The organism is Verticiella sediminum (assembly GCF_007558815.1).
Taxonomy (GTDB): domain Bacteria; phylum Pseudomonadota; class Gammaproteobacteria; order Burkholderiales; family Burkholderiaceae_B; genus Verticiella; species Verticiella sediminum.
The window spans coordinates 223,849-244,914 of sequence record NZ_VLTJ01000042.1; the positions used below are offsets into that span (position 1 = coordinate 223,849).

The 21,066-nt window shown below is 69.4% G+C and carries 21 protein-coding genes and 1 pseudogene; 13 read left to right on the plus strand and 9 right to left on the minus strand.

The annotated features are described in order from the left end of the window. Nucleotides 1-154: 154 nt before the first annotated feature. A complete protein-coding gene (locus FOZ76_RS25285; RefSeq protein ID WP_143951063.1) occupies nt 155-649 on the plus strand; it encodes a histone H1-like DNA-binding protein in 495 nt (164 codons plus the stop codon). Nucleotides 650-810: 161 nt separating this feature from the next. Next, complete coding sequence (locus tag FOZ76_RS25290; RefSeq protein ID WP_143951064.1) at nt 811-1,368, plus strand: YggT family protein; 558 nt, start codon at nt 811-813, stop codon at nt 1,366-1,368. A gap of 60 nt (nt 1,369-1,428) precedes the next feature. Here FOZ76_RS25290 and FOZ76_RS25295 read toward each other — a convergent pair whose 3' ends face one another. The 8 genes from FOZ76_RS25295 to FOZ76_RS25330 all read right to left on the minus strand — a co-directional run bounded on the left by FOZ76_RS25295 (nt 1,429) and on the right by FOZ76_RS25330 (nt 8,828). Then, nucleotides 1,429-2,364 carry a carbohydrate kinase family protein gene (locus FOZ76_RS25295; RefSeq protein ID WP_143951065.1) on the minus strand — a complete coding sequence of 312 codons (936 nt, stop codon included), beginning with the start codon at nt 2,362-2,364 and terminating at the stop codon, nt 1,429-1,431. 81 nt (nt 2,365-2,445) lie between these two features. Next, entirely contained in the window at nt 2,446-3,897 is a 1,452-nt protein-coding gene (locus FOZ76_RS25300; RefSeq protein ID WP_143951066.1) for a DUF3426 domain-containing protein, read from the minus strand. Between the two features lie 308 nt (nt 3,898-4,205). Beyond that, a complete protein-coding gene (gene prmA, locus FOZ76_RS25305; RefSeq protein ID WP_143951067.1) occupies nt 4,206-5,102 on the minus strand; it encodes a 50S ribosomal protein L11 methyltransferase in 897 nt (298 codons plus the stop codon). Nucleotides 5,103-5,232: 130 nt separating this feature from the next. Then, nucleotides 5,233-6,582, minus strand: a complete 1,350-nt coding sequence (accC, locus tag FOZ76_RS25310; protein ID WP_143951068.1) for an acetyl-CoA carboxylase biotin carboxylase subunit — start codon at nt 6,580-6,582, stop codon at nt 5,233-5,235. A gap of 5 nt (nt 6,583-6,587) precedes the next feature. Then, on the minus strand, nt 6,588-7,043 hold the full coding sequence (accB, locus tag FOZ76_RS25315) for an acetyl-CoA carboxylase biotin carboxyl carrier protein (RefSeq protein ID WP_143951069.1): 456 nt from the start codon (nt 7,041-7,043) through the stop codon (nt 6,588-6,590). Nucleotides 7,044-7,161: 118 nt separating this feature from the next. Then, entirely contained in the window at nt 7,162-7,605 is a 444-nt protein-coding gene (aroQ, locus tag FOZ76_RS25320) for a type II 3-dehydroquinate dehydratase (protein ID WP_143951070.1), read from the minus strand. Nucleotides 7,606-7,674: 69 nt separating this feature from the next. Further along, on the minus strand, nt 7,675-8,133 hold the full coding sequence (locus tag FOZ76_RS25325) for a TlpA family protein disulfide reductase (protein WP_281283045.1): 459 nt from the start codon (nt 8,131-8,133) through the stop codon (nt 7,675-7,677). A gap of 92 nt (nt 8,134-8,225) precedes the next feature. Beyond that, nucleotides 8,226-8,828 (minus strand): hypothetical protein, encoded by a 603-nt coding sequence (locus FOZ76_RS25330; RefSeq protein WP_143951072.1) that lies wholly within the window; start codon nt 8,826-8,828, stop codon nt 8,226-8,228. Between the two features lie 66 nt (nt 8,829-8,894). On the opposite strand from FOZ76_RS25330, the gene mpl reads away from it, so the two are divergent. The 11 genes and pseudogenes from mpl to lptG all read left to right on the plus strand — a co-directional run bounded on the left by mpl (nt 8,895) and on the right by lptG (nt 20,076). Next, on the plus strand, nt 8,895-10,283 hold the full coding sequence (gene mpl, locus FOZ76_RS25335; protein WP_143951073.1) for a UDP-N-acetylmuramate:L-alanyl-gamma-D-glutamyl-meso-diaminopimelate ligase: 1,389 nt from the start codon (nt 8,895-8,897) through the stop codon (nt 10,281-10,283). Further along, nucleotides 10,280-10,858 carry a YqiA/YcfP family alpha/beta fold hydrolase gene (locus FOZ76_RS25340; RefSeq protein WP_143951074.1) on the plus strand — a complete coding sequence of 193 codons (579 nt, stop codon included), beginning with the start codon at nt 10,280-10,282 and terminating at the stop codon, nt 10,856-10,858. The genes mpl and FOZ76_RS25340 overlap by 4 nt, the downstream gene beginning before the upstream one ends. A gap of 46 nt (nt 10,859-10,904) precedes the next feature. After that, on the plus strand, nt 10,905-12,890 hold the full coding sequence (locus FOZ76_RS25345; RefSeq protein WP_143951075.1) for an RNB domain-containing ribonuclease: 1,986 nt from the start codon (nt 10,905-10,907) through the stop codon (nt 12,888-12,890). Between the two features lie 140 nt (nt 12,891-13,030). After that, nucleotides 13,031-13,876 carry a UDP-2,3-diacylglucosamine diphosphatase gene (locus FOZ76_RS25350; protein ID WP_143951076.1) on the plus strand — a complete coding sequence of 282 codons (846 nt, stop codon included), beginning with the start codon at nt 13,031-13,033 and terminating at the stop codon, nt 13,874-13,876. Continuing rightward, a pseudogene (locus FOZ76_RS25355) lies at nt 13,873-14,874 on the plus strand (glycosyltransferase family 4 protein); the annotation flags it as partial. The gene FOZ76_RS25350 and the pseudogene FOZ76_RS25355, both read left to right, overlap by 4 nt. Nucleotides 14,875-15,015: 141 nt before the next feature. Continuing rightward, nucleotides 15,016-15,279: a diacylglycerol kinase gene (locus FOZ76_RS27770; RefSeq protein ID WP_246129782.1), complete on the plus strand. Its 264-nt coding sequence runs from the start codon at nt 15,016-15,018 to the stop codon at nt 15,277-15,279. A 59-nt stretch (nt 15,280-15,338) separates the two neighbouring features. Continuing rightward, nucleotides 15,339-16,286: an energy transducer TonB family protein gene (locus FOZ76_RS25360; protein ID WP_143951078.1), complete on the plus strand. Its 948-nt coding sequence runs from the start codon at nt 15,339-15,341 to the stop codon at nt 16,284-16,286. Continuing rightward, nucleotides 16,286-17,131: a shikimate dehydrogenase gene (aroE, locus tag FOZ76_RS25365; RefSeq protein ID WP_143951269.1), complete on the plus strand. Its 846-nt coding sequence runs from the start codon at nt 16,286-16,288 to the stop codon at nt 17,129-17,131. The genes FOZ76_RS25360 and aroE overlap by 1 nt, the downstream gene beginning before the upstream one ends. Before the next feature lie 8 nt (nt 17,132-17,139). Further along, nucleotides 17,140-17,922 carry a monofunctional biosynthetic peptidoglycan transglycosylase gene (gene mtgA / locus FOZ76_RS25370; RefSeq protein WP_143951270.1) on the plus strand — a complete coding sequence of 261 codons (783 nt, stop codon included), beginning with the start codon at nt 17,140-17,142 and terminating at the stop codon, nt 17,920-17,922. 133 nt (nt 17,923-18,055) lie between these two features. Further along, nucleotides 18,056-18,892 carry a UTP--glucose-1-phosphate uridylyltransferase GalU gene (galU, locus tag FOZ76_RS25375; RefSeq protein WP_143951079.1) on the plus strand — a complete coding sequence of 279 codons (837 nt, stop codon included), beginning with the start codon at nt 18,056-18,058 and terminating at the stop codon, nt 18,890-18,892. Continuing rightward, on the plus strand, nt 18,889-20,076 hold the full coding sequence (gene lptG, locus FOZ76_RS25380) for an LPS export ABC transporter permease LptG (RefSeq protein WP_143951080.1): 1,188 nt from the start codon (nt 18,889-18,891) through the stop codon (nt 20,074-20,076). The genes galU and lptG overlap by 4 nt, the downstream gene beginning before the upstream one ends. 717 nt (nt 20,077-20,793) lie before the next feature. Here lptG and FOZ76_RS25385 read toward each other — a convergent pair. Next, nucleotides 20,794-20,946, minus strand: coding sequence for a hypothetical protein (locus FOZ76_RS25385; protein WP_425473355.1), 153 nt, complete (start codon nt 20,944-20,946; stop codon nt 20,794-20,796). Nucleotides 20,947-21,066: the final 120 nt, after the last annotated feature.

Consider the following 21,066-nt stretch of genomic DNA (forward strand, 5'->3'; position numbering starts at 1 on the left):
GCGGTGCGGGCCATCTCAGATGGCTGTAGTGCCTCCATGGCCAGAACCTGCGCAGGTCGCCGCACCTGCGGCGGCTGGTTCGAAACCGTGGAGGGTCCGCCGGGCAGGTGTCCGTCGGGCATGTGTTATGGGCCCTGACTTTTAGGAGTAAACCATGGCAACAGCCAAGAAAGCCCCCGCCAAGAAGGCCGCGGCAAAGAAGGCGGCCGCCAAGAAGGCGCCAGCCAAGAAAGCCGCAGTGAAGAAAGTCGCCGCCAAGAAGGCTGCGGTGAAGAAGGTCGCCGCCAAGAAGGCGCCGGCCAAGAAAGCCGCAGTGAAGAAGGTTGCAGCCAAGAAGGCTCCGGCCAAGAAGGCAGCCGTCAAGAAGGTCGCAGCCAAGAAGGCGGCTGTGAAGAAGGTTGCCGCCAAGAAGGCCCCGGCCAAGAAGGCTGCGGTGAAGAAGGCGGCAGCCAAGAAGGCGCCTGCGACCAAGGCAGCAGTCAAGAAGGCCCCGGCCAAGAAGACGAGCACGCCTGCGCCGGCCAAGAAGGCGCCCGCCAAGAAGCCCGCGGCCAAGAAGCCGGCCGTGAAGAAGACGCCGGCAGCACCGGCCAAGACCGCGACCAATCCGATCGCGGCCTGGCCGTTCCCGACCGGCGGTCGTCCGTAAGCGTCCGGACCTGCCAGCCAGGCCATGACGGCGCCACCCCTCGGGGCGGCGCCGTTTTCTCGTGATGGGCCAGCCACCTGCGGCTTGCCCCCGCGCGGCCTGTCCCCACATGCGACAATGCCGCTTTCCTTTTTCAACCGACTCCAGGCCTACGCACACGCATGTTCGGCGACATCCTCCGCTTCCTGCTCGAAATCGGTTTCACGCTGTACGGCGCAGCGTTCATCCTGCGCGCCTGGATGCAGGCTGCGCGAGTCCACCCCTTCAATCCGCTCACGCGCGGCATCGCCCAGGCCACCAACTGGCTGGTGATACCGCTGCGCCGCGTCGTTCCAGGCTTTGGCGGCGTCGATTGGGCGAGCGTGGTGGGCGCATGGCTGACGGGGCTGGTCTATACCCTGTTGCTGGTGGCCGCCAGCGGGATCGGCGTACTCGCCGCCCTGCCCGTCAGCCTGGGCGTGGCCGCGCTGCTGGTCCTGAAATGGACGCTGAACCTGATCGTCTGGGTCACGCTGATCCAGGCCATCATGTCCTGGATCAATCCGCAGGCCCCCGCCATGGGCCTGCTCTACGCGCTCACCGCGCCCATCCTGGACCCTGTGCGCCGCATCCTGCCGCGCATGGGCGGCCTGGACCTCTCGCCGCTGGTCGTCATCATCCTGGCCCAGGTGGCCCTGATGATCGTCGCCCGCATGAGCTACGCGCTGTTGTTGGCCTAGGCCCGTCAACGCCCGGGCTGCCCGGGCGGGCGGTGCAGGGCCTCCACCGCCACAACGGGCTCACATTTCCAGACCGTAGGCGTCCTTCAGGCGCCGGGCGATCTCTTCGCGCGTGGGCTGGTGGTTCTGCGGGCCGCGGTGCGCCACCTTGATCGCCCCCATGACGCTGGCCAGGCGGCAGGCGTCGGCCCAGCGCCAGCCGTTGGTCACGCCATACAGCAGGCCCGCGCGATACGCGTCGCCGCAGCCGGTCGGATCGACCACGGCATCCGGCTTGACGGCGGCGATCTGCACTTGCTCGCCGTTCTCGTACAGCGTGGCGCCCTCGGCGCCGCGGGTCACCACCACGGCCTGCAGCCCGGTTGCGATCTCGCGCATGCTGCGTCCGATGCGCTGCTCCACGACATGCCCCTCGTAGTCGTTGACCGTGAGCACCTGGGCCAGGCCCAGCATGCGCTCCAGGTCGGCCTTGTCGAACAACGGCATGGCCTGGCCCAGGTCGAACACGAACGGGATGCCACGCGCGTGCAGGCGCTCGGCATGCGCGAACATGGCGTCCTTGGCGTCGGGGGCGACGATGCCCCACTCGCCCGGCGCCTCGGTGAGGTCGTTCCCGGCCGAGAGCGCCATCGCCCCGGGGTGAAAGGCCGTGATCTGGTTGTCCGACAGATCGTTGGTGATGAAGCACTGGGCCGTGAAGGTCTCGCCGGCCACGCGCACCCAGCGCGTCTCGATGCCCAGGCCGCGCAGGCGCGCCAGGTAGTCCTCGGCGTCGACCCCCACGGTAGCCACCGGGATCGGATTGCCGCCGAGCAGGCGCAGGCTGTAGGCGATGTTGCCCGAGCAGCCGCCGAACTCCTTGCGCATGCCCGGCACCAGAAAGGACACGCTCAGGGTGTGGATCTGGTCGGGCAGGATGTGGTCCTTGAAGTGCCCATCGAACAACATGATGGTGTCGAAAGCCATGGAACCACATACGATGACGGGAGCAGTCATGCCGTTAACCTGTATCGCCCGCGGGCGTGCAATGGTTTGAGGAGCAGCGTGGGCCGTGGCGGCACGGCCCGCACCGTAAAATCAAGGAAAGAACAGGGCCAGCCGGTAGCCGCTGATGGGCACGCCGCGCGCGCGCAGGGCCACTTCGATCTTGCGCTCGCTGCCGGCGGCGAACGGCTGCTCGAGCGCCGCCGGCGGCAGATAGGCCGATGGCGGCAGCACGCGCCGGATCACCACCGTATCGGAGTAGTCGGTCAGGCTGACCTCGAGCGAGGGCCACGGCTGGTCGTGGCTCGCGCGGTTGCGCAGCACCGCCGTCAGGGTGAGGCGTTGCGACGTGTCGCCGGTGGGGGCGGAGGTATCGGGCTGCACCGACGAGGATTCGATCGACAGGCGCTGCGGCGCACGCACGTAGCCGATCTCGCAGCCGAACCAGCCGCACACCATCTCCAGCGCGGGGCGCGTGGACGGCACATGCGTGGCCAGCGGCTTGCGCCACCACCACACGGCCTGCAAGGCCAGCAGGAGCAGGGCCAGCAGCAGCCCGAGGGCGAACAGCCGGATGGCCACCGAATGGCGGCGCCGCGTGCGCGACAGCAGCGGGGGCGGCCAGGGCGCGCCGCGCGCCGCGGCGTACTCCGGCCCATCCACCCCGGGATGACGCAGGAGCGGATCCTCCTCCCGCCAGCGGGCGTCGCCCCAGCCGGCCTCATGTGCATCGGAGGACGCTGCGCGCAACACGTCATCGGTATCGTCGTCCTCCTGCGCATCGGCCAGGCGCGCATCGGCGCGCGCGTCGTCGTGCGGCGCCGCGGCAGGCGGGATCGGCCGCGACTGGCCCAGGCTGGGCTCGCGCGGCCGTGCGGGTTCCCGCGCGACGAACGCAGGCGCGTCGCCTTCGTCGTCCGGCAGCGGCGCTGCGGCGCCCAGTCGTGGCTCGGCAGGCGGTGCGGCTGCAGCACGGCCCGCGGGCTGCGTGACGAATCGAGGCTCGTGGCGAGCGGCGCCGGAGGTCTGGCCGCGGCCGGCTTCGTCCGCGGCGAAACGGGGCTCGCTGCGCGCTGCCGTCGTCGGCAAGGGGGTATGCCGGCCCAGGCCCGGCTCGGCTCGGCCGCCGACACTGCTGCGACGCTCGGGCGCGGGGGCGGGCTCGTCGTTTGCCTCGGTGGCCTCGACCTCCAGATGCGCATAGCGCACGCGTGAACTGTCGGGCGAGGGGACGGGGGGCGCGGCCGTCGGCTCCCGGCGCGTCCAGACGCTGCCGGTCGGTACGCCGCCCGGCTCGCGCGCCGGCGCCCGGGGGGCGGCGACGATGGGCTCCCGGCCTGCGCCGGACGTAGCGCCCGCCGTCTCGCCCGCCGAAGCCGGCGCGCCGGCACGCGGCGCGCCAGGCGACACAGCGTGGGCCGTGGCGTCGAACACGTGGTGGCAGATGCCGCAGCGCACACGGCCGCCGCGCAGTCTCAACTGCTCCGCCACCACCCGGAACGCCGTCGAGCAATTGGGACAGCGCGTAATCAGCGAGGTGCTCATGTCAGCCTCCGCCCGGCCGCCCGAAGGAGGCTGAAGCCCCCCTCGGGGGGCAGCGAACGCAGTGAGCGTGGGGGTGGTTTCATGTCAGCCTCCGCCCGGCCGCCCGAAGGAGGCTGAAGCCCCCTTCGGGGGCAGCGAACGCAGTGAGCGTGGGCAGTTTCATCTCAGTTATCCACGGCGCTGCGCGCCACCCCGACGTATGACACGGCGGCGATACGATCCAGGGCACAGCGGAGCCGGCTTTGCCGGTCCGCCAGTGCCGCCCCCTTGAGGGGGCGCGCGTCAGCGCGTAGGGGGTGGGTCTCATCTCAAGGTTTCTGACCGTGCAGGCAGACCCAGCCGTCGAGCGCGCGCCAGACCGACAGCGTGATCCACGGCGCATAGGCGGCGGCGACTTCCTCGGCCTGGCGCTCGAGCACGCCGGACAGCACCAAGCGCCCGCCCGGAGCCACGCGGCCGCAGAGCATGGGCGCGAGCACCTTCAGCGGGTTGGACAGGATGTTGGCGAGCACGAACTCGAACTGGCCCGCCGGCATGGCCTCCGGCAGCATGGCGTCGAGCGCGACGCCGTTGACCTGGGCGTTGTCCTGCGTGGCCTGCACGGCCTGGGCGTCGATGTCCACGCCCAGTACCGCGCCCGCCCCCAGCTTGCCCGCGGCGATGGCGAGGATGCCGGAGCCGCAGCCGTAGTCGAGCACGCTGGCGCCCGGCGTGAGATGTTCGGCGAGCCAGCCCAGGCACAAGTGGGTGGTGGGATGGCTGCCCGTGCCGAAGGCGAGCCCGGGGTCCAGGCGGATGCACACGTCGGCGCCGGCGGCGTCCGCGGGCACCTCGTGCCAGCTCGGCACGATCCAGATGCGGCCGTCGACCGCGATCGGGTCGAACTGCGCCTGGGTCAGGCGCACCCAGTCTTCATCGGCCACCTCGCGCACCGTCCAGGACGGCGCGGCGGCCAGGCCCAGCGCCGCGCAGGCGGTGGACACCAGGGCGCCGGCGTCCTCCTCGTCGTCGAGCAGGGCCACCACGCGGTTGCGATCCCAGGCATTCGTCTCGGGCTCCAGGCCCGGCTCGCCGTACAACGGTTTTTCCGCGTCGGTACCGTCGTCGGCATCCGCTACCGATACCGACAGCGCGCCGGCTTCGAGCAGCGCTTCCGACCAGGGCTCGGCCTGCTCCTGCGGACATTCGAAGACCAGCTCACGCATGGCTACGACACTCCAATGACTCTAGAAAGCCGGGTGGCGCGGCGTTGCGCCACCCGGGGCAGCGCCGGTGGGCGCTGGATGGATCTGGTCCCGTCGCCGGGCGAGGGGCCCGCGCCGGAAGCACCACGGCTCAGGCCGGGCGCTGCGCCAGGCGCTCCTCGAGATAGTGGATGCTGGTGCCGCCTTCGACGAAGCGCGCATCCTGCATCAGTTCGCGATGCAGCGGCACGTTGGTGACGATCCCTTCGACGACGACCTCGGACAGCGCCACGCGCATGCGGGCGATCGCCTGCTCGCGCGTATCGCCGTAGGCGATGATCTTGGCGATCATGGAGTCGTAGTTGGGCGGCACGAAGTAGCCGTTGTAGACGTGCGAATCGACCCGGATGCCCAGCCCGCCCGGCATGTGCCAGTTGGTGATGCGCCCCGGGCTGGGGGTGAAGCGGAACGGGTCCTCGGCGTTGATCCGGCACTCGATGGCGTGGCCGCGGAACTGGATGTCGCGCTGGCGCAGCGCGAGCTTCTCGCCGCTGGCGATCAGGATCTGCTGGCGCACGATGTCCACGCCGGTGATCATCTCGGACACCGGATGCTCGACCTGCACGCGCGTGTTCATCTCGATGAAGTAGAACTCGCCGTTCTCGTACAGGAATTCGAAAGTGCCGGCGCCGCGATAGCCGATCTTGCGGCAGGCGTCGATGCAGCGATCGCCGATGCGCTCGATCAGGCGGCGCGCGATGTGCGGCGCGGGCGCCTCCTCGACCACCTTCTGGTGGCGGCGCTGCATGGAGCAGTCGCGCTCGCCCAGCCAGATGGCGTTCTTCTGGCCGTCGGCCAGCACCTGGATCTCGATGTGGCGCGGGTTCTCGAGGAACTTCTCGAGATAGACCTCGGGGTTGTTGAAGGCCGCACCGGCTTCAGAACGCGTCATCTGCACGGCGTTGGGCAGCGCAGCCTCGGTGTGCACCACGCGCATGCCGCGCCCGCCGCCGCCGCCGGCGGCCTTGATGATGACCGGATAGCCGACCCGCCGCGCGATCTCGATGACTTCCTTGGGATCCTCGGGCAGCGCGCCGTCCGAACCGGGCACGACCGGGATGCCGGCCGCGATCATGGCCTGCTTGGCGCTGACCTTGTCGCCCATCAGGCGGATGGTCTCGGACTTGGGGCCGATGAACACGAAACCGCTGCGCTCGACGCGCTCGGCAAAGTCGGCGTTCTCGGACAGGAAACCGTAGCCCGGGTGGATCGCCTCGGCGTCGGTGACTTCCGCCGCCGAGATGATGGCCGGCATGTTGAGATAGCTTTCGCGCGACGGAGCGGGACCGATGCAGACCGATTCGTCGGCCAGGCGCACGTACTTGGCGTCGCGATCGGCCTCGGAGTGGACGACTACCGTCTTGATACCCATCTCGCGGCATGCGCGCTGGATGCGCATGGCGATCTCGCCCCGGTTGGCGATCAGGACTTTTTCGAACATAGCGTTCAGCCGATGACGAATAGCGGTTGGCCGTATTCGACCGGTTGGCCGTTCTCGACCAGGATTTCCTTGATGACCCCGGCCTGATCGGCCTCGATCTCGTTGAGCAGCTTCATCGCTTCGATGATGCAGAGGGTGTCGCCTTCCTTGACCGCCTGGCCGACGTCGATGAACGGCGCGGCGCCGGGGTTGGGCGCGCGGTAGAAGGTGCCGACCATCGGCGCCTTGACCACGTGGCCCGACACCGCCGCAGGCGCGGGCGCCGGGGCAGCGGCCTGGGCCGGCGCCGTCGGCACCTGCGCCTCGACCGGCGTGGGCGCGTGCGCCCACTGCATCGGCGTCACGGTGGGCTGGGTGTTCTTGACGATGCGCACCTTGCCTTCGCCCTCGGTGATTTCGAGTTCCGCGATGCCAGATTCTGCGACGAGGTCGATCAGCGTTTTGAGTTTTCTGAGATCCATGGGTTGTTACCTTCCCGGTTCGATAGATTCCGCGGCACCGCCGGGGCGCGCAGCTCTGGGTGTTTTTGGTCGATGAAAACGACGGGCGAGGACCAAACCTGTGCCCATCGGCGCGCCCTCAGGCCGCGCCTCGCGCCAACGCGCAGCGCAGGGCCGCCACATAGCCGTCCGCGCCCAGGCCCACGATCACCCCGACCGCCAGGTCGGAAAAGTAGGAGTGGTGCCGGAACGGCTCGCGCCGGTGAATATTGGACAGATGAACTTCGATGAAAGGGATCTCCACGGCAGCCAGGGCGTCCCGCATGGCAATGCTGGTATGCGTATAGGCTGCCGGGTTGATGACGATGAAATCCGTGCCATCGCCGCGTGCCGCCTGGATACGGTCGACGAGCGCACCTTCGTGGTTGCTCTGGAACGTACTCAGGCGCGCGCCCGCCTCGTCGGCAATACCGCCCAGGCGCGCGTCGATGTCGGCCAGGGTCAAGGAGCCATACACCTCGGGCTCACGCGTGCCGAGCAGGTTGAGGTTGGGGCCATGCAGCACGAGGATGTTCCTGGCCATAGCGCACTAAAAAGATCAAAGGCCGCGATTTTCGCGCCAAAACGGCGCTCTTGTCCAATGACGCGGCCGTCAGGTGCCGGCGGCCATGCGCCGCAACTGCGGCCGCAGCGCTTCTTTGGATATCTGCCCGGCAAAAGATTGCAGGATGCGGCCGTCTGCGCCGATCAGCACGGTATAGGGCAGGCCGCCCGTATTGCTGCCCAGCGCCCGCATCAGCTCCAGGCCGCTGGCCTGAGCTTCGTACAGATCGTAGCGCACTGGAATCTTCTGCACAAATTGCGAGAGATTCGCCGCAGAATCGATGCCGATCCCGACAAAGGCGACCTGCGGGAATTCGCTCTGGAGCGCATCGAGGTCGGGCATTTCCTTCACGCACGGTGCGCACCAGGTCGCCCAGAAATTCACCAGCACGGGCTTGCCGCGATAGTCCGACATGGCGGCGGACACGCCTTGCAGATCGGCAAAGCGCCGCTCGAAGAAGGCGTCGGCGCCGGCCGCCTCGTCGGCCTTCCCCGAACAGCCGGCCACCGCCAGGCATGCCAGGCCCGTCGCCGCGCCCAGCCATGCCCGGCGCGACCAAGCTGCGCCGCGGCGCGGCGCATCCTGTCGTTCACCCGCCATCACGCCTGCCCCTCGTCCACGGCCAGCAACTGGCCCACCGCGCGCGTGTCGCCGCGCTCGGCCCGGCCGTCGGGGCCTGGCTTGAGCGCGCCGCGCAGCGCGTCGTGGTCGTACACCGCAAGCACGACGCCTTCGCCGTCGCGCTCGAAATGCATGGCTTCCACCGTGCCGCGGCCGCGGAAATCGGGGCGCTCCTCGACGTCGAAGTCGATGCCCTCGTTGAGCAGGAAGATGGCGACGTCCTTGGGCGAATCGGTGAAGCACTGCAGCACGATGTCGCTGTGCTCGCCCGCGGTGCCGTTCCAGACCGCGCCGGTGAGATAGGGCTGGAACGATTCGAGCCACTGCATCAGGCCGAGCGCCGATTCGCGCAGCTCGCGCAGGCGCTGCGGCTGGGTATCGCCCATGTAGATGGCGAGATAGTCGCGCAAGGCCTCCTCGACCTCGGTATTGTCGGGCATGTATTCGCGCCGCGGCGGCGCGGACTGGCCAAGCAACTGGCGCACGGCCTTGCGTTTGGCGGTGCTGTAGTCGAGGCCGTCCTCGGCGATCATCCGGGCGGCAGCATGGGCGATCTCGTCGCGCAGATTCGGTAAGGCCATGGAGGTATTGTGCCACGCGCGGCGCGCGGGCCCCGGGCGCGAAGTGGCCGGTCTACAATGCGCGCCATGCACCTACACATTCTCGGCATCTGCGGCACGTTCATGGGCGGGCTCGCGCTGATCGCGCGCGCGGCCGGCCATCGCGTCACAGGCTGCGACGCGGGCGTCTACCCCCCCATGAGCACCCAGCTCGAGGAACAGGGAATCGGCCTCATCGACGGCTTCGATGCCGGGCAGATCGGCCTGGGCGCGGATCTGTACGTCGTGGGCAATGTGGTCACGCGCGGCAACCCGCTGATGGAAGCCGTCCTGGATGCCGGCCTGCCCTACACCTCCGGCCCGCAATGGCTGGGCGAACACGTGCTCGGCCGGCGCCACGTGCTCGCGGTCGCGGGCACGCACGGCAAGACGACCACCTCGTCGATGCTGGCGCACATCCTGGCGCACGCCGGACGCGAGCCGTCCTTCCTGATCGGCGGGGTGCCGCTGGACCTGGGCGTATCCGCGCGCCTGGGCCCGGCGCCGGCCGAGGGTTCGCGCGGCCTGTTCGTGATCGAGGCCGACGAGTACGACACCGCCTTCTTCGACAAGCGTTCGAAGTTCGTGCACTACCGCCCGCGCACCGCCGTGCTCAACAACCTGGAATACGATCACGCCGACATCTTTCCGGATCTGGCCGCGATCGAAACCCAGTTCCATCATTTGGTGCGCACGATCCCCGCGAGCGGCCGCATCGTGGCGCCGGCGGCCGACGCCGCACTCGAGCGGGTGCTCGCCCGCGGCTGCTGGTCCGGCCTGGTGCGCACGGGCGCGGGCGGCGAATGGCAGGCCGGGCCGGTGGCAGCCGACGGCAGCTTCGCCGTGCTGCGCGGCGACGCCGAGCTGGGCACCGTGCGCTGGGCCCATCAGGGCGAACACAACCGGGCCAATGCGCTGGCCGCCCTGGCGGCGGCCGAGCACGTGGGCGTGGATGCCCGGGTGGGCATCGAAGCGCTCAGTGCCTTCGTCGGCGTGCGCCGCCGCATGGAGCTGCGCGGCACCGTGCGCGGGGTCGCGGTCTACGACGACTTCGCACACCACCCCACCGCGATCGCCACCACCGTGGCGGGTCTGCGCGAGCGCGTCGGCGCGGCGCGCATCCTCGCCGTGCTCGAACCGCGCTCCAACACCATGAAGCTGGGCGCCATGAAGGCCCAGTTGCCGGACGCGCTGCAGGCGGCCGACCAAGTGTTCTGCTATGGCGCCCGCGAGGGCCGCAATGCGCTCGGCTGGAACCCGGCCGAGGCCCTGGCGCCGCTGGGCGAGCGCGCCCGGGCCTTCGACGACCTGGATACCCTGGTCGCCGAGGTGGCCCGCGCGGCGCGCGACGGCGATCACGTTCTCGTCATGAGCAATGGCGGCTTCGGCGGCGTCCACGAACGCCTGCTCGCGGCGCTGGACGGAGACGCGCGATGATCCTCTACCTGCACGGCTTTCGCTCGGGCCCGGCCTCGTACAAGGCCCGCCTGCTCGCCGAAGCGATGCGCGAGCGCGGCCTGCTCGCGCAATGGATGTGTCCGCAACTGCCGGCCAGCCCGCGCGAAGCGGCCGCGCTGGCGCTCTCGCTGGCCGAGCCGCACGGCAGCGCGATCACCGTGATCGGCTCCTCGCTGGGCGGTTACTATGCGACCTGGGTGGCCGAACGCCTGGGCTGCCGCGCCGTCCTGCTCAATCCGGCGGTGCATCCCACACGCGAGCTGGCGGCCCACGTCGGCGAGCACGCCATGTACCATAGCGACGCGCCGTTCGTATTCCGGGCCGAATACGTCGACGAGCTCGCGGCGCTGGCGGTGGATCGCATCACACGGCCCGAACGGTATTTCCTCGTCGCCGCCACCGGTGACGAAGTGCTCGACTTCCGGGACATGGTCGCTTTCTATCCTGGCGCCCGCCAGCGCATCATCGAGGGCGGCGACCACGCCATCTCCGGCTTCGCGCGCTGGATGCCCGAAGTCCTGGCCTTTGCCGGCGTGCGCGAACGCGCCTCCTGACAACCGATACCCGGGCCTGCCTCGACGCGGGCCCCGCACACCATCCATGCACGTTCTGTACGAAGACGATGGCGGCTTCAAGGCCGCCACCATTTTCAGCGAAGCCGAGGCCAGCCTCCAGGTCGAGGCCGCCAGCGGCAAGCGCAGCAAGATCAAGAAGTCGAATGTCGTGCTGCGCTTTGCCAACCCGGACCCGGCCACGCTGATGCGCGAGGCCGAGGCCGCGGGCGCTGAACTGGACCCCGCGTTCCTGTGGGAAGTCGCGCCGCAGGAAGAATTCGGCGTGACCGATCTCGCCGCCGAATACCACGGCCACGCGCCCAGCGCCGTCGAGGAAACCGCCCTGCTGCTCTGCCTGCACGGCGCGCCGGTGTACTTTCACCGCCGCGGGCGCGGGCGCTATCGTCCGGCCCCGCCCGACATCCTGCAGGCCGCCCTTGCCGCGCTCGAGAAGAAACGGCTGCAGGCCGAGCAGCAGCAGGCCTGGGCCGACCAGATGCTTGCCGGCACGCTGCCCGAATCCATCGCGCGCCAGGCCGACGTGCTGGCGTTTCGCCCCGACAAGAACAGCATGGAGTGGAAGGCGCTCGATCTCGCCTGCACCCAGGCGCAGAAGAACCCGGTGCGCCTGCTGCTGGAGCTGGGCGCCTGGGCCAGCCCGCTCGCGCTGCTGCGCCGCCGCTTCCTGCTGGAGCAGTTTCCCAAGGGCACCGGTTTCGCCGACATGGCTGCGCCCAGCTTCGCGGCGCCGCCGGCGGCCCAGGTGCGCGCCTATTCCTTCGACGACATCTCGACCACCGAGATCGACGATGCGCTCTCGGTGACGGATCTCGCCGCCGACCGCATCCGGGTCGGCGTGCACATCGCCGCGCCGGCCCTGGCGGTGAGCCGCGACAGCGAACTCGACCAGATCGCGCGCCAGCGCATGTCCACGGTCTACATGCCGGGTGACAAGATCCCGATGCAGCCGGATCCGGTCATCCGCACCTTCTCGCTGGACGAAGGCAAGCCGGTGCCCGCGCTCTCGCTGTACGCCACCATCGACACCCAGAGCGGCGAGGTGCTGGAGACCGACACCCGGCTGGAGACCATCACCATCGCGGCCAACCTGCGCCACCACGAGCTGGAGCCGCTGGTGACCGAGGCCGCGATGGAGGACGACACGCGCGAGCTGCCCTACGCCGAACTGCTGCGCCCGCTCTGGCGCGGCGCCAAGGCCCTGCTGCGCGTGCGCGAAACCGTGCGCGGGCGGCCCGAGCTCAACAACCGCGTGGAGTACAGCTTCTACGTCGACGGCGATCCCACCGACCCGGAGTCGGTCGTGCGCATCGTGCCGCGCCAGCGCGGCGCACCGCTGGACCGCATGGTCGCCGAATACATGATCCTCGCCAACAGCGTGTGGGGAGGCATGCTCGCGCAGCACGGCGTGCCCGGCATCTACCGCTCGCAGCAGATGGGGCGTGTGCGCATGAGCACCCACGCCCTGCCGCACGAGGCCATGGGCGTGCCGCAGTACGCCTGGTGCACCTCGCCGCTGCGCCGCTACGTCGACCTGGTCAACCAGCAGCAATTGATCGCCATCGCCGAGCACGGCGTCTCGGCGCGCCTGGCCGCGCCCTACAAGCCCAAGGACGCCGATCTCTTCGCGGTGATCGGCGCCTTCGAGAGCAAGTACACCGCCTACCAGAGTTTCCAGGATTCGATGGAGCGCTACTGGTGCCTGCGCTGGCTGCGCCAGCACGGTGTGACGCGCAGCGACGCGGTGGTCGTGCGCGACGATGTGGTCCGCCTGGCCGACATCCCCTTCTACACGCGGGTGGCCGGCATGCCCATGCTGCAACGCGGCGAGGTGGTCGCGCTCGAAATCCTCGGCATGGACGAGGTCGAGCTGACGCTGGAATGCCGCTATCTGGGCGACGGCGCGGCCAGCGCGCTGCTGGATGGTGCGGCATCGCTCGAAGTGGCCATGAGCGCCACGGCGGAAGCCGGCCAGGGCGAGAGCCCGGTGCACGGCCCGGACACCGCGGTCTGAGCCCGAGCGGCGGGCGCCGCCCGCCGCGTCGCGCCGCCGCGACACTGTCACGCGGCCGTCAAGAGGGCATGGCGTAATGGCGTGCAATGCGACGCAGCCCCGCCAGGGGGCTGCGCGCCGAGCAACCCCAGAGAGGTGCCATGCACGACGCCAGGATAGCTGCCGATCCTTCCGCCGCCACGACGCGCCGCTATCGCGCGATCTGGATCTCCGACCTGCACCTGGGCACCGCCGGCTGCCAGGCCCTGCCCCTGCTGGACTTTCTGCAGTCACACGAATCCGACACGCTCTACCTGGTGGGCGACATCGTCGATGGCTGGCAGTTGAAACGCCGCTGGCAGTGGCCGCAGGCGCACAACGACGTGGTGCAGAACATCCTGCGCAAGGCCGCCCGCGGCACCCGGGTCGTCTACATCCCGGGCAACCACGACGCCTTCGCCCGCGACTACGTCGACCTGCAGTTCGGCGGCATCGACGTGCAGTACGAGGCCGAGCACACCACGCTGCAGGGCAAGCGCCTGTGGATCACCCACGGCGACCTGTTCGACGGCGTCATGCACTACGCGCGCTGGCTCGCCTACCTGGGCGATCGCCTCTACCAGTCCGCCCTGCTCGCCAACGCCTGGTTCAACCGCGCCCGTGCGCGCATGGGGCTCGAGTACTGGTCGCTCTCGCAGTTCCTCAAGCACAAGGTCAAGGACGCCGCGGCCTTCATCACCGCCTTCGAGGAGGCCTTGATGCAGGAGGCGCACCGGCGCGGCTTCGACGGCGTGGTGTGCGGCCACATCCACAAGGCCGAGATCCGCGAGATCGACGGCATCCTCTACTGCAATGACGGCGACTGGGTGGAGAGCCTGACCGCCCTGGTCGAACACTGGGACGGCCGGCTGGAGATCGTGCACTGGGTCGGCACGCCGGCCCTGCGCGCCACGCCTTCGCTCGAGAGCGCTCCCTATGCCTTGCCGGAAGGAGCGCTGCACGAATGAAGATCGTCATCGTCACCGACGCCTGGGAGCCGCAGGTCAACGGCGTCGTGCGCACGCTCAAGCAGACTCGCCATGAGCTCGAAGCCATGGGCCACGAGGTACGGCTGCTGACGCCGCTGGACTTCACAACCCTGCCCTGCCCGACCTACCCGGACATCCGGCTGGCCCTGTTCCCGGGGCAGCGCGTGCGGCGCTTTCTCGACGAGCAGCGTCCGGATGCGCTGCACATCGCCACCGAAGGCCCGCTCGGCCTGGCGGCCCGCGCCTGGGCATGCCGCCTGAAGGTGCCTTTCACCACCGCCTACCACACCCGCTTTCCGGAGTACGTGCACGCGCGCATCCGCCTGCCGCTGACGGTGAGCTACCGCTTTCTGCGCTGGTTCCATGGCGCGGCGAGCGCGGTCCTGGTGCCCACCCGCGTCGTGCGCGAGGATCTTGCGCGCCACGGCTTCGATCCGGCCCGCCTGGTCATCTGGTCGCGCGGCGTGGACCTGGAGATCTTCCGCCCGGGCCCACCCTTGCCCAACGACGCCAAGCCGCCGGTCTTCCTGTGCGTGGGCCGCGTCGCCGTGGAGAAGAACCTCGACGCCTTCCTGTCGCTCGAGCTGCCGGGCACCAAGTGGGTCGCCGGCGACGGCCCGGCCCTGGCCGATCTGCGGCGGCGCTATCCCGAGGCGCGTTTCACCGGCGTGCTCTCGCAAGCCGAACTGGCGAGCCTGTACAACGCCGCCGACGTGTTCGTCTTCCCGAGCCGCACCGACACCTTCGGCCTGGTGCTCCTCGAAGCCATGGCCTGCGGCTGCCCGGTCGCGGCCTATCCGGTGAGCGGCCCGGTGGACGTGATCGGCGACTCCGACGCCGGCGTGCTGTCCGAGGACTTGCGCAGCGCCTGTCTGCAGGCCCTCACCATCCCGCGCGAGCGCGCCCGGGCGCATGCCGAAACCTTCTCCTGGCGCGCCGCCGCCGAGACCTTCGTCGCCAACCTGCAACCCATCCGCTACCCGGACGCGCCGGGCGGTGGCGAGGACGTCAGCCCGTACAAGGGCGCGCGCGGACTGCGCCGCATCCTCAACGCCTGGCATCACTCGCGCCGCGGGCTGCGCCAGGCCTGGCGCCACGAAAGCGCGTTCCGTCAGGAAGTGACGCTCGCGGCGGTGCTGCTGCCGGTCGCGGCCCTGTTGCCGATCGAGCCCGTGGCCCGGCTCGCGCTGGCGGGCTCGGTGCTGCTCGTGCTGATCGTCGAACTGCTCAACTCCGGCATCGAGGCCGCCGTGGACCGCATCTCGCTGGAATCGCACCGCCTCGCCGGACGCGCCAAGGACTATGGCAGCGCGGCCGTGCTGCTCGCCCTGGCCCTGTGCGCAACGACCTGGCTGACGCTGGCCGGCCCACTGCTGCTCTGAGGCGCGCCCGCCGGCTCCTCGCGCTGGAGGCGGCCGCCCTCTCGCCATACAATGCCGGCGTGATTCACGCCGCCCCCCTTTCCGGGCCGCACTGGCCAGCCGCCGCACGCCGCTATCTGTACATCGGCGTGGCGGTGTCGCTCGCCGTGCACATCCTCGTCCTGGCGCTGCGCTTTCATGCCCCGGCCGCGCCGCGCAGCCCGGCCGATGCGCGCCTGGACGTGGTCCTGCTCAACACCCTGACGCAGGACAAGCCGGTCGAGCCGACCGTGCTCGCGCAGGCCGACATGGACGGCGGCGGCGAGCACAGCGCCGGCGCCGCGCGCTCGCCCCTGCCCGCGCAGGCCGAGGAGACGCGCATCCTGCTGGCCCGCGAGCAGACACGCCAGCAGGAACTCGAAGCCCTGCAGCGCGATCTCATGGTGGCGCTGCGTGCGGGTTATGCGCAGGCCGCCGAGCAGCGCGCGGGCGCCGGCGGCGGCGCCAGCTCGGCCGAAGGCCAGGACGACGCCACGATGGCGCAGCTCGCGCAGCAATACGCCGCCATCGCCGCGCGCATCGAAGCCTACAATCGGCAGCCCCGGCGCCATTACTTCGCGCCTTCGGCCTCGGCCTGGCCCTACGCCGCCTACGTCGAAGCCTGGCGCGAGCGCGTCGAGGAGGTGGGCAACCGCGAGTACCCGGAGGCGGCCCGCGGCCGGCTGTACGGGTCCTTGCGCATGACGGTGTTCGTGCGCGCCGACGGCAGCGTGGAGAGCATGGTGATCGATCAGCCCTCGGAGCACGCCGTGCTCAACGAAGCCGCGCGCGACATCGTGGAGCGCGCCGCGCCGTTCGCGCCGTTTCCCGATGCCGTGCGCCAGGACACCGACGTCATCGCGATCACGCGGACCTGGCATTTCCAGAACGATGCAGTGACGACGAGTCAGGCGTCGGACGCCGCATCACCCGGCGCCGCGGCCGCAACGCCCCCGGCGCTACCCAGCAACAACCCGGAGACCCCTTGATGGCCGCCCGCCCGCCCAAGCGCTACGCTGTGATCGGCAACCCGATCGCGCACAGCCGATCGCCGTCCATCCATGCCGACTTCGCGCGCCAGACCGGCGTCGAGCTGCAGTACGAACGCCTGCTCGCACCGCTCGACGGCTTTGACGACACCCTGGACCGCCTGCATGCCGCGGGCGGAGCGGGCGCCAACGTGACCGTCCCCTTCAAGGTACAGGCCTGGCAGCGCGCCAGCCGCCACCTGTCGCCCCGTGCCCGCCTGGCCGGCGCGGTCAACACGCTGTGGTGGCAGGACGGCGAGCTCTACGGCTGCAACACCGATGGTATCGGCCTGGTGCGCGATCTCGAACGGCTCGAGGCCCCGCTGGCCGGCGCAAGCATCCTGGTACTGGGCGCGGGCGGCGCCGCGCGCGGCGCGATTCCCGCCCTGATCGAAGCGGGCTGCGCGCGCGTGCGCGTCGCCAACCGCACCGAAAGCCGCGCGGTCGAACTGGCGCGCCTTTTCGCCAGCGAGACGCACAACGCCACACTGGAGGCCGGCGGCTTCGGCGCCGCGGCCGACCCCACCGGCTGGGACATCGTCATCAACGCCACGGCAAGCAGCCTGGCCGACGAACTGCCCGCGCTGCCCGAGGGCGTCTACCGGCCCGGCGTCCTGGCCTACGACATGGTCTACAGCGCCCAGCCCACCGCCTTCATGCGAGAGGCGTCGCAGCACGGCGCGCGGACCGCCGACGGGCTGGGCATGCTGGTCGAACAGGCTGCCGAGAGCTTCGCGATCTGGCATGGCGTGCGGCCGAGCACGGCCCAGACCATCGCCCGCCTGCGCGCCGAACTGGCCCGTTGACGGCGCGCATGGCCAAGGCGCGCAATACACGCAACCGCGGCAGCGTGCGCGGGCGCGACATCCCGTGGGGCAAGGTCGTGCTCGGCACCGTGATGGCCGTACTCGCGTTCATCCTGCTCGCCCAGTTCTGGTACTTGTGCTGGGTGGTCTGGTACAGCAGCAACCCGCCCGCCAGCACGCCCATCATGCGCTCGGCCATGCGCGAGCTGCACACCACCAGGCCCGATGCCGAGCTGCGCTACCAGTGGGTGCCCTACGAGCGCATATCGAGCTCGCTCAAGCGCGCGGTGGTGGCCGCCGAGGATAGCAATTTCGTCAACCACGGCGGCGTGGAGTGGAACGCCGTGCGCGCTGCCTGGGAGCACAACCGCACGCTGGCCGAGCGCCGCGCCGGCGCCGGGGAGGGCGCACGCGTATCCGGCGTGATGCGCGGCGGTTCCACGATCACCCAGCAACTGGCGAAGAATCTCTTCCTGTCGAACTCGCGCTCGTATGCGCGCAAAGGGCAGGAACTGGTCATCACCTGGATGATCGAGCACGTGATGAGCAAGGAACGCATCCTGGAGTTGTATCTGAATGTGGCCGAATGGGGCGAAGGCGTCTTCGGCGCGCAGGCTGCTGCACAGCACCATTTCCGTACGAATGCGTCCGGATTGGCCCAGCGCCAGGCGGCGCAGCTCGCGGCCATGCTGCCCAACCCGCGCTTCTATGACCAGCGCGGCGCAACCCGCTATCTGAACTCTCGTACCAATACGATTATGCTGCGCATGCGACAAGTCAGCATTCCGTAAGGTAGGATAGAAGAAGGCCGGGCAGGAAAATTGCGTTCCCGTCCGACCCGCTTCTGCGACAATCTTGCGTTGCGCGCTCGCGCCGGCCCTGGGCAGGCGCCTCCCGATTCCGACGACCATCCGACACTAGACTATGAAACCTGTTCGCAAAGCCGTTTTTCCCGTGGCCGGCCTGGGCACGCGGTTCCTTCCCGCGACCAAAGCCAGCCCGAAGGAAATGCTGCCGGTGGTTGACAAACCGCTGATCCAGTACGCCGTCGAGGAAGCCGTCGCGGCAGGCGTCACCGACCTCATCTTCATCATCGGCCGCAACAAGCGGGCCATCGAGGACCACTTCGATTCCGCCCCCGAACTCGAGGCCGTGCTCGAGGCCAAGCAGAAGCACGAACTGCTGGACTCGGTGCGCAACATCCTGCCGCCGCACGTGAACTGCATCTACATCCGCCAGGCCAGCCCGCTCGGCCTGGGCCACGCCGTGCTGTGCGCCGCCCCGGTGGTGGGCGACGAACCCTTCGCCGTGCTGCTCGCCGACGATCTGATCGACGCCGACGTGGCGGTGACGCGCCAGTTGATCCAGGCCGCGCATGCGCAGAACGGCAGCGTGATCGGCGTGCAGGAAGTCCCCAAGCAGGACACCGACAAGTACGGCATCGTCGCCGCCGAGCCGGTCGACGGGCGCACCGAGCAGATCACCAGCATCGTCGAGAAGCCCAAGCCCGCGGACGCGCCGTCCAACCTCGCCGTGGTCGGCCGCTACGTGCTCGAGCCCCAGATCTTCGAGATGCTGCGGCGCACCCAGCAGGGCGTGGGCGGCGAGATCCAGCTCACCGACGCCATCGCCGCCCTGCTCAACGAACGCAAGGTCTTCGCCTACCGCTACGAAGGCACGCGCTACGACTGCGGCAGCAAGGCCGGCTTCTTCGAGGCCACCGTGGCCATCGGCCGCAAGTACCACGGACTGACAGTGTGAGAACTTCCCGCCGCTACATCGCAAAGGAGATCTATCGCTCCTGCGCGGTGGTGGTGGTCGCGCTGGTCGGGCTGTTCACCTTCTTCTCCCTGGTGGACAAGCTCGACCGCGTGGGCGACGACTTCCGCCTGATCCACCTGCTCTACCTGGAAGTCCTCGACCTGCCGACGCGCTTGTACGACCTGCTTCCCATCGGCCTGCTCATCGGCGCCATCCTGGCACTGGCCGGGCTCGCCCAGCGGCATGAACTGGTCATCCTGCGCGTGTCCGGCGTGAGCGCCATGGGCTTGATGCGCATGCTCTGGCGCATCGTGCTGCCTCTCGTGATCATCGCCGTGCTGCTCGCCGAGTTCATCGTGCCGGCCACCGAGATCAAGCTGAGCGAAGCCAACCTCACCATGCTCGGACGCAGCACCAGCGGACGCCTCGAGAGCGGCTACTGGTTCAAGGAGCGCACGCCCGAGGGCGAGCGCGTCATCAACGTCGCCACCCTGCTGCCCAGCGGCAACGTGCGCGACGTCGTGATCTACGAATTCGACCGCCGCCAGCACCTGCGCGCCCTGATGCAGGCCGAGCGCGGCACCTTCGCGAACGGCGTCCTGACACTGGCAGACGTGCGTGCGAACGAGATCGCCGCGGACGCGGCCAGCGCGCTGTCCGACGGCCAGCCCACCCAGGACAGTCCCGTGCGCCTCGTCCAGGAAGACGCACGCGACCTGCAGACCGGGCTCACGCCCGAACTTCTGCTCTCGCGCGTGCTCACCCCCGAGCGCATGTCGATGTTCAACCTGTGGCGCTACATCGACTACCTCGAAGACAACCAACTGGTGGCCGACCGCCAGGTGGTGGCCCTCTGGCGCAAGGCCGTCTACCCGTTCACCCTGTTCATCATGATCGCCATCGCCGCGCCCATCAGCGTCATGCAGACGCGCCGCGGCGGCGTCGGCGGCAAGGTGTTCATCGGCATCCTCGCCGGCGTCACCTACTTCATGGCGAACCAGCTCTCGCTGAACGCCGGCATGCTGTACGGCTGGCAGCCCTGGACCACCGCCCTGGTGCCCAACCTGCTGGCCCTGGGCATCGCCCTGGCCGCCCTGCTGCTGCTCGACAACCGCAACCGCCTGAGCCTGGTGTGGCGATACTGGTGGCCCTGGGCGCGGGTGCCGGGGGAAGTCGGGGCGTGAACGTGCGCCCCATGCGGGCGGACGACATCCCGGACATCCTCGACATCCAGGCCCAGGTCTATCCGGGCAGCCTGCTCGAAAGCCAGCCTTCTACCGCAACCGCCTACAGCTCGCCGCCACCCACTGTTGGATCGGCTCTCGCGGCGGCAGCGTCGTCGCCTACCTCGTGTCCTATCCGTGGCGGCACGGCGGCGCGCCGTGACGGCCGCGACCTGGGCCTGGGCCGGTGGCGCACCACCGCCGCACAGAGGCCGCGCAGCACGGCCTGCAGCGCGCCGCCCTGGTCGCCCTCGCCGACGCCGCCGGGTTCCGGAAGCAACTGGGCTATGCCGCCGCCGAACCGGGGTTGACGCAGCCTCTGCAGAAGAAGCTCGCGGGGTACGGGGAAGGGGCTTGTTATATGGGGCGAGAGTTGAGGCCTGGTTGAACGCGGCCAGGCAGGAGGCGGGCTGCTGGCGCTGGCCTTGTAGTGTGTTGCGTTGGCTGGAGCGGCGCAGGGGTGGCTGCCCCCGTCCGGCTCGGCGCTTCTTGAGCTGTCTGCGCGGCAGCGAACAAAACGATATCTCATGGGACAGGCCGCTCTCTTTTCTGAGCTGCCTATGCGGCAGCGAACATCCGTGATGCGATTGGCGCGCCGCCGGTAGATTTCTGAGCTGCCTATGCGGCAGCGAACGTGTGGCAGGCGATCGAGCACGACGATGTCCTTTTCTGAGCTGCCTATGCGGCAGCGAACAGATCGGACACACGCTGAGCAATGCGCAGATCTTTCTGAGCACCATTGACGAGCACCCGGCAATGCTCCAGGTAGTAGATATTGGCCCGCTTCGAATGCAGGATTGTCTTGAGATCGGAGGCGGCAATGTCGTCCATGCCTCAGCTATGTAGCACAAACTCACATAGCCGGCACAGGGGATTTACGTCAGGCCAACGTCTCCACTTCCGGCTCCCGGCGCCAGCGACGAAAAACGCCGGACGCCTGAAACGGCTACC